The 1,007-nt window shown below is 60.9% G+C and carries 1 protein-coding gene; it reads right to left on the bottom strand.

Features of this window, described 5'->3' with window-relative positions; all coding sequences use genetic code 11:
- Positions 1-282 precede the first annotated feature (282 nt).
- Positions 283-1,007: hypothetical protein (locus tag AC07VG_RS33415; protein ID WP_495022566.1), on the bottom strand; the 725-nt coding region annotated here is incomplete at its 5' end.

The raw sequence follows: 1,007 nt of genomic DNA, 5'->3' as shown, positions 1-1,007 counted from the left end.
ATGGGTAATCAGGAGGCGGCGGTGCATTAATCGACCGAGTTCTACCACCGGGGTGCTGAGTCACCTCAACCGCTGCTAAAGAACATTGACCCCCAGGTCAGACCGTCGCGGATAAATGTCTAGGTCCGGCGCGCACGAAGGCGCCCTGCGCACGGCCACCATAAAGCGCAGGTCGTCGGCCCTATGGTCGCTATCAGCTGCGTCATGACCTTTCTGTTCTCGGGACACACCGGCATCTGTCACACGCAGCGGATGGGCCAGGGCAAGCATCTCCGGCCCTGTTCACTCACTCCCGAAGAAGTCGCTGCCATCGCACCCGGTGAAGTCCACAGCACTATCAAAAACAGCCGCTGAACCTACCAACTGTTGGGGGCCGGCCAGTGAGGACAGGTACAGCACGGCATGGGTTTTATCGGCTCCCCGGGGATAATCGATCAGATAGTCCGGACGCCCGTCACCATCCAGGTCACCGGCCCAGCGCAGGTAGCCGGGCGAGGATGCCAGGCATTCACTCACATCATCCAGCATCTGCCGTACGCCCGGTTCTCGCAGTTGCAGCCTGATCCGCTTGCGATCCCTGTCGAGCAGTGGCATGAGGGTAATGGTACGCCCGGCGGCGACCGTTTCGAACGACTCCGTCGAAAGGTTTACAACTGCCGCCACGGGTCCCTCAACGGAGGCAAAGGTCAGTACCGGACCGGGTTTGAGCCAGGCATGAGCCTTGTCCCGGCGGAACCAGGCTTCAACGACGGGGGGCGAGTCCGATCCGGTGTTCGAGAAGTGCAGCCGCTGCAGAACCATCTCCATGCTGTCTCTGTTGTTCGGCACATCGCTGACGCTTACCTGCGCCGGGAGCAGGCTACAGCCACTGCCGTCACACTGAAATGACAGCCAGTCGCTGCCTGCCACTACCGGGTCGGAGGTGGTCACTGGACTTGCCCCTACCAGACCGGACACCAATTCCCCGTTAAATTGATGCCGCTGCCAAACGCCTAAATTCTCTCGGC

The sequence above is a fragment of the Pseudomonas sp. GW821-FHT03C07 genome (assembly GCF_059420925.1).
Note: the sequence above shows the minus strand (reverse complement) of the source record. Positions and strands in the feature narration are given on the sequence as shown.